Source organism: Pseudomonas sp. NPDC087358 (assembly GCF_044900785.1).
Taxonomy (GTDB): Bacteria; Pseudomonadota; Gammaproteobacteria; order Pseudomonadales; family Pseudomonadaceae; genus Aquipseudomonas.
Genome location: NZ_JBJDOA010000026.1, coordinates 1 through 6,244 on the forward strand (window position 1 = coordinate 1; position 6,244 = coordinate 6,244).

At 54.5% G+C, this 6,244-nt stretch carries 8 protein-coding genes and 4 tRNA genes; all 12 read left to right on the forward strand.

The window, feature by feature from the left end; all coding sequences use genetic code 11:
* Positions 1-435 precede the first annotated feature (435 nt).
* The 12 genes from birA to rplL all read left to right on the forward strand — a co-directional run bounded on the left by birA (position 436) and on the right by rplL (position 5,971).
* Complete coding sequence (gene birA / locus ACI2KS_RS29420; protein ID WP_404624539.1) at positions 436-1,401, forward strand: bifunctional biotin--[acetyl-CoA-carboxylase] ligase/biotin operon repressor BirA; 966 nt, start codon at positions 436-438, stop codon at positions 1,399-1,401.
* A 93-nt stretch (positions 1,402-1,494) separates the two neighbouring features.
* Entirely contained in the window at positions 1,495-1,932 is a 438-nt protein-coding gene (locus ACI2KS_RS29425) for a hypothetical protein (RefSeq protein ID WP_404624540.1), read from the forward strand.
* A gap of 141 nt (positions 1,933-2,073) precedes the next feature.
* Positions 2,074-2,158 (forward strand) — tRNA-Tyr (locus tag ACI2KS_RS29430).
* Positions 2,159-2,185: 27 nt separating this feature from the next.
* Positions 2,186-2,259: transfer RNA gene (locus ACI2KS_RS29435), tRNA-Gly, on the forward strand.
* A gap of 27 nt (positions 2,260-2,286) precedes the next feature.
* Positions 2,287-2,362: transfer RNA gene (locus tag ACI2KS_RS29440), tRNA-Thr, on the forward strand.
* A 188-nt stretch (positions 2,363-2,550) separates the two neighbouring features.
* A tRNA-Trp gene (locus tag ACI2KS_RS29445) sits at positions 2,551-2,626 on the forward strand.
* Positions 2,627-2,671: 45 nt separating this feature from the next.
* Positions 2,672-3,040 carry a preprotein translocase subunit SecE gene (secE, locus tag ACI2KS_RS29450; protein WP_404624541.1) on the forward strand — a complete coding sequence of 123 codons (369 nt, stop codon included), beginning with the start codon at positions 2,672-2,674 and terminating at the stop codon, positions 3,038-3,040.
* A gap of 9 nt (positions 3,041-3,049) precedes the next feature.
* Positions 3,050-3,583: a transcription termination/antitermination protein NusG gene (nusG, locus tag ACI2KS_RS29455; protein WP_002555501.1), complete on the forward strand. Its 534-nt coding sequence runs from the start codon at positions 3,050-3,052 to the stop codon at positions 3,581-3,583.
* A gap of 119 nt (positions 3,584-3,702) precedes the next feature.
* Positions 3,703-4,134: a 50S ribosomal protein L11 gene (rplK, locus tag ACI2KS_RS29460; RefSeq protein ID WP_024687039.1), complete on the forward strand. Its 432-nt coding sequence runs from the start codon at positions 3,703-3,705 to the stop codon at positions 4,132-4,134.
* Positions 4,134-4,829: a 50S ribosomal protein L1 gene (gene rplA / locus ACI2KS_RS29465; protein ID WP_404624542.1), complete on the forward strand. Its 696-nt coding sequence runs from the start codon at positions 4,134-4,136 to the stop codon at positions 4,827-4,829. Before rplK ends, rplA begins: the two co-directional genes overlap by 1 nt.
* 197 nt (positions 4,830-5,026) lie before the next feature.
* Positions 5,027-5,527, forward strand: a complete 501-nt coding sequence (gene rplJ, locus ACI2KS_RS29470) for a 50S ribosomal protein L10 (protein ID WP_081569202.1) — start codon at positions 5,027-5,029, stop codon at positions 5,525-5,527.
* Positions 5,528-5,605: 78 nt separating this feature from the next.
* Entirely contained in the window at positions 5,606-5,971 is a 366-nt protein-coding gene (gene rplL / locus ACI2KS_RS29475) for a 50S ribosomal protein L7/L12 (protein WP_019409897.1), read from the forward strand.
* Positions 5,972-6,244 lie beyond the last annotated feature (273 nt).

The following is a 6,244-nucleotide window of genomic DNA, read 5'->3' on the forward strand; positions in this document are numbered from 1 at the left end:
TGGGGTTTCCCCATGTGAGAGTAGGTCATCGTCAAGATTAAATTCCGAAACCCCATCTGCTCACGCAGATGGGGTTTTGTTTTTGCGCGCGAAAAGCTTGCAGTTGGTCGGTCTCTCACAAATTCTTATCGGGAGCTGATCGAAGCGATATCCGTGCTCCCGTTTCAGCGGTGCAGGTTGCTGGGCATATCTGCACCAGGTCTATGATCCGCACGCTTACAGCAATCTCGCATCCTGGTCCGTCGGTGGCGCGCTGCAGCGATTCGGCTACCGGGTTTTCATCTTGCCGACCGCCATCCCGACGTCTGCCCGGCCATAGCGCCGTGAAATCGGCTCGGTTGTAGCGTTGCTCATGGGGCGTGCCGCCTTTCCGAATCCTATGCACCGCCAGCACGCATGGCTATCATGCCTCCCTCATTGATAGGCGGAATTCGAATGCAGACGTTGTTAAGGCTTCTCGGCGATGGCGAGTTTCATTCCGGTGAGGTGCTGGGTGCTGCGCTCGGGGTGAGTCGTAGTGCTGTCTGGAAGAGGCTGCAACAGCTCCAGGCAGAAATTGGCATCGAAATCCACAAAGTCAGGGGCCGCGGTTATCGACTGGCCAGCCCGCTGTACTTGCTGAATGAGCAGTGGCTTAACGAGAACCAGAAGGATGCTGGCTGGTCGATCCGGGTCTTCGACAGCATTGACTCCACCAACGCACAGGCTATGCGCCTGGTCGCTGAGGATGTCTCGTTGCCGCTGCTTGTGCTGGCTGAACAGCAGAGCGCAGGTAGGGGGCGCCGAGGGCGGAAGTGGATAAGTCCGTTTGCCGAGAATCTCTACTACAGCTTGGCTCTGCGCATTGATGGAGGCATGCGCCAGCTGGAGGGGTTGAGCCTGCTGGTCGGGTTGGCGGTCGTCAAGATGCTGCGTGCCGCGGGTATTGAGGGTGCGGGGCTGAAGTGGCCCAATGACGTACTGGTGGGGCGACGAAAGCTTGCCGGTGTATTGCTGGAGCTTACGGGGGATCCGGCTGATGTGTGCCATGTAGTGATTGGTATAGGCATCAACGTCAACATGCGCGTTTCCGAGGAAGTCGATCAGTCCTGGACGTCCATGATGTTGGAAGCCGGGGTTGCGATGGATCGTAATGAGGTCGTTGCACGCCTGAATCAGGATTTGAGGGCTTACCTGGCTGCTCATCTTGAAAAAGGGTTTGGCGCGTTCCAGGAAGAGTGGGAGTCCAGCCATCTTTGGCAGGGTCAGCCAGTCAGCTTGCTTGCGGGTTCGAGCGTTGTGGATGGCGTGGTAGTCGGGGTGGACAGTGTCGGCGCCTTGCGGTTAATGGTTGGTGATCAGATCCAGACGTTCAGTGGGGGCGAGCTGAGCTTGAGATTGCGGTCAGTGGTGGACTCATGACCGCGACGTCAGTGCGATGCCTGTTTGCGTGAGAGTCTATTGGGGCATCTGTTGGTGATGCCGTCCTGATGCTTCAGTGGTGATGGGGTTGTTATGCGTTGGGTGGTTCTGCTGTTGGTGATGTTGAATGCCTTTTATTACGTCTGGCACCAGCAAGAAGCGCCGCTGAGGCCTAAGGAAGTTGCCCCTGTGTCGCTTTATAAAAGTGCTCAACCGGGAATCCGCTTGCTCAGCGAATCCAAGGGCCAGTCTTCTGATGCAGCGGGGCAAGCAGTCGCAGACGCATGTCTTTATCTAGGTGGCGAGATTCCCCGCAGCGATGCCAAAACGATAGAGCAGCGTCTCATCAGTCTGGATATACAAACTCAGTTTGGGAGGCGTCAGGATGAATTCGGAGGTGTTTATTGGCTCAAGGTAGAGCCTGAGAGCCGCCGTCTTGTCGACGATGCGTTGTTGGCCGGGTTAAAGCAGGACTTCCCCCAATTAAAAAGTAAAATAATGTCTTGTGAAGGCATTGCAACCTCCGATTAGTTTGCATAGAATGGCGCCCGCTTCGCAGTGCAAGTCAAAGTGGATTGTCAGCGAAGCAAGAGTCAACGTTTGTAACCTCAAGATTTTATTGAGAAAAGAGTTGACAGAAGGGTAGCATGATATAGAATGCTGCCTCGCTTAGGAGGGGTTCCCGAGCGGCCAAAGGGATCAGACTGTAAATCTGACGTCTACGACTTCGAAGGTTCGAATCCTTCCCCCTCCACCAAATTTCGAGCGTAAGCGGCAAAGCTCTGCGGGTATAGTTTAGTGGTAGAACCTCAGCCTTCCAAGCTGATGATGCGGGTTCGATTCCCGCTACCCGCTCCAAGTTTTGCTGGTTGTGCAAAGTGTTTCGCTCTTGTAGCTCAGTTGGTAGAGCACACCCTTGGTAAGGGTGAGGTCAGCGGTTCGAATCCGCTCAAGAGCTCCATTACTAAGGCAGATATGAAAGTATCTGCCTTTGTTTTAGGCGGTAGTTTTGGCCCGGTGTTTCGGCTTCAAGCCTGGGTCTCAATGGCTGCCAGCAGTGGTTAGGCAGGTCGGAATATCTGGCGGTGTCGAATAGCTGTTGAAATCTTCCTGTCAGGCCAGCATAATGGTCGGCCTGATTTTGCTTTTAGGTCAGTAGCTCAATTGGCAGAGCGACGGTCTCCAAAACCGTAGGTTGGGGGTTCGATTCCCTCCTGACCTGCCAGATTCGCTTAACGTGTCTGGCTTTCTTTTCACAGGATTTTAGTAGATGAATCCAAAGGCTGAAGCCCCAGACTCCCGTTTTGATCTCGTTAAGTGGCTCGTAGTAGTCCTCTTGGTCGTGGTGGGTGTCGTCGGAAATCAATACTATTCGGCGCAGCCAATCCTGTATCGCGTGCTCGCTTTGCTTGTCATTGCCGCAGCGGCAGCTTACGTTGCGCTGCAGACGGGTAAGGGCAAGGCTTTCTTTGTGTTAGCCAAGGAAGCTCGCGTCGAAATTCGTAAAGTCGTTTGGCCTACGCGTCAAGAAACCACGCAGACTACCCTAATTGTGGTGGCGGTGGTTTTGGTTATGGCGCTGCTGCTGTGGGGGCTTGATTCCCTGCTCGGCTGGCTTGTTTCCTTGATTGTCGGCTAAGGGTGTCCCGTGGCTAAGCGTTGGTACGTAGTGCATGCCTACTCGGGTTACGAGAAGCATGTTATGCGCTCTTTGATTGAGCGTGTAAAGCTGGCAGGCATGGAAGATGGTTTCGGCGAAATTCTGGTCCCTACCGAAGAAGTGGTAGAGATGCGTAACGGCCAGAAGCGCAAAAGCGAACGCAAATTCTTCCCTGGTTATGTGCTGGTTCAGATGGACATGAACGAGGGTACTTGGCACTTGGTCAAGGATACTCCGCGTGTCATGGGCTTCATCGGTGGTACGGCTGACAAGCCTGCGCCGATTACCGACAAGGAAGCTGAGGCTATCCTGCGTCGCGTTGCTGATGGTAGCGACAAGCCGAAGCCGAAGACTCTGTTCGAGCCTGGAGAAGTGGTTCGCGTTACCGATGGTCCGTTCGCGGATTTCAACGGTACAGTTGAAGAAGTCAATTACGAAAAAAGCCGGATCCAAGTGGCCGTGCTTATTTTCGGACGCTCCACCCCGGTGGAGCTTGAGTTCAGTCAGGTCGAAAAGGCATAACTGGACTAGAAATCCCATACCCCGCAGCCCTGGGCTGTGGGGTTTTTTCGTCACTGGGATAAACGCGCAAGTAACCGGGGAGCCTTTAGAGGCGTTTGAACCCGTAATTGGAGTGCCTCATGGCCAAGAAGATTACCGCTTACATCAAGCTTCAAGTGAAAGCCGCTCAGGCTAACCCTAGCCCACCCGTCGGCCCAGCACTGGGTCAGCATGGCGTGAACATCATGGAATTCTGCAAGGCCTTCAACGCCCGTACTCAGGGTCTTGAGCCAGGTCTGCCGACTCCTGTGATCATCACTGTTTACAGTGACCGCAGCTTCACTTTCGAAACCAAGAGCACCCCGGCTTCGGTTCTGCTGAAAAAAGCAGCTGGTCTGACCAGCGGCTCGGCTCGCCCGAACACCGTCAAAGTTGGCACTGTTACCCGTGCTCAGCTGGAAGAAATCGCCAAGGTAAAAAATGCCGATCTGACCGCTGCTGATATGGACGCTGCCGTGCGTACTATCGCCGGTTCTGCTCGTAGCATGGGCCTTAACGTGGAGGGTGTGTAATGGCTAAGCTGACCAAGCGCCAAAAGGCAATCGCTTCTAAAGTTGAAGCTGGCAAGTCTTATAGCTTCAACGACGCGGCAGCCCTGCTGACCGAACTGTCGACCGTAAAATTCAGCGAGTCCGTTGACGTTGCTGTAAACCTCGGTGTTGACCCGCGTAAATCCGACCAGGTTGTTCGTAGCGCTACTGTGCTGCCACACGGCACTGGCAAGACTGTACGCGTTGCCGTCTTCACCCAGGGTCCAGCTGCTGAAGCTGCTCTGGCCGCCGGCGCTGACCGCGTTGGTATGGACGACCTGGCTGCCGAAATGAAAGGCGGCGACCTGAACTATGACGTCGTAATTGCTTCCCCGGACGCAATGCGTGTCGTTGGTCAGTTGGGTCAGATCCTCGGCCCTCGTGGTCTGATGCCTAACCCGAAAGTCGGTACCGTTACTCCGGACGTAGCTACTGCGGTCAAAAACGCAAAGGCTGGTCAGGTTCGTTATCGCACCGACAAAAACGGCATCATCCACACCTCCGTTGGCAAGGTTGGCTTCGATGCCGACAAGCTGCGTGAGAACGTTGAAGCACTGATCGCTGATTTGAAGCGTATCAAGCCAGCTTCCTCGAAAGGTATCTATGTCAAGCGCGTTACCCTGAGCACCACTATGGGCCCGGGCCTGGTCATCGACCAGGGTTCGTTGGACGCGTAAGACTGCCGTGGTGCGGGTAACCGCGCCATCGCTAAAATTGGGGTCCCTGCCTGGCGGGGGCTATCCAAGACCGTAGGCGGCGCAAGTCTTAAAACATCAGCCTACGCAGATGGTGCTCCCGGTTCCTTACCGAATCAGACACCAAAACGACATCCGGCTTCGGCCAGATGAAACGGTAACAAGCAGGAGTTAAACCCGTGGCAATTAAACTCGAAGACAAGAAGGCCATCGTCGCTGAAGTCAACGAGGCTGCCAAAGTCGCTCTGTCTGCTGTTGTGGCTGATGCCCGCGGTGTGACAGTAGGCGCGATGACCGGACTCCGTAAAGAGGCTCGTGAAGCTGGCGTATACGTACGTGTCGTACGTAACACCCTGCTCAAGCGCGCTGTTGCTGACACTGAATACAGTGTCCTCAACGACGCCTTCACCGGCCCGACCTTGATTGCTTTCTCCAACGAACACCCAGGCGCTGCTGCCCGTTTGTTCAAAGAGTTCGCAAAAGGTCAGGACAAGTTCGAGATCAAGGCAGCTGCGTTCGAGGGCAAGTTCCTCGCAGCTAATCAGATCGACGTACTGGCAACTCTGCCGACCCGTAACGAAGCAATCTCCCAGCTGATGAGCGTGATTCAAGGCGCTACCAGCAAATTGGCTCGTACTCTGGCGGCGGTTCGCGAACAGAAAGAAGCTGCTGCAGCCTAAGGCCGCACACCTCTTCACGCGTATTTTTGTTTATTTTGACGGCTGCGTAGGCCCTCACTCAAATCAGGAATTAGATTCATGTCTATCTCTCAAGACGATATCCTCAACGCCGTAGCTGAAATGTCGGTTCTGCAGGTTGTTGAGCTGATCAAAGCTTTCGAAGAAAAATTCGGTGTTAGCGCTGCTGCTGCTTCGGCTGGCCCAGCTGCTGCTGCTGCTGTCGTTGAAGAGCAAACTGAATTCAACGTCATGCTGCTGGAAGCTGGCGAGAAGAAAGTTAACGTCATCAAGGCAGTTCGTGAACTGACCGGTCTGGGCCTGAAAGAAGCCAAGGCAGTCGTTGACGGCGCACCAGCAATGGTTCTGGAAGCAGTAGCAAAAGACGCTGCTGACAAAGCCAAAGCTACTCTGGAAGAAGCAGGCGCTAAAGTCGAGCTGAAGTAAGCATCGACTTTGCGTCTCCAGCCCGAGCGTTAAGCGAAAGGCTGATGGCTGGTGGCTTCTGCCACCGGCCTTTTTCCGTTATTGGTGACCGATCAGGTCGGTGCCTCTAACGTGCTTCAACCACCTCGAACGGTGGCGCAAACCATGGGGTTTGCAAGATTTTCTGGCCGCTCCCGTCGGGGGAGGCCAAACAAGCAGGTGACCAAGCTGGGGAACGCTGATGGCTTACTCATATACTGAGAAAAAACGTATCCGCAAGGACTTTAGCAAGTT

Coding starts and splice junctions, on each gene's coding strand:
- rplL (WP_019409897.1), top strand. CDS start 5,606: ATGTCTATCTCTCAAGACGATATCCTCAACGCCGTAGCTGAAATGTCG.
- birA (WP_404624539.1), top strand. CDS start 436: ATGCAGACGTTGTTAAGGCTTCTCGGCGATGGCGAGTTTCATTCCGGT.
- rplA (WP_404624542.1), top strand. CDS start 4,134: ATGGCTAAGCTGACCAAGCGCCAAAAGGCAATCGCTTCTAAAGTTGAA.
- ACI2KS_RS29425 (WP_404624540.1), top strand. CDS start 1,495: ATGCGTTGGGTGGTTCTGCTGTTGGTGATGTTGAATGCCTTTTATTAC.
- rplK (WP_024687039.1), top strand. CDS start 3,703: ATGGCCAAGAAGATTACCGCTTACATCAAGCTTCAAGTGAAAGCCGCT.
- secE (WP_404624541.1), top strand. CDS start 2,672: ATGAATCCAAAGGCTGAAGCCCCAGACTCCCGTTTTGATCTCGTTAAG.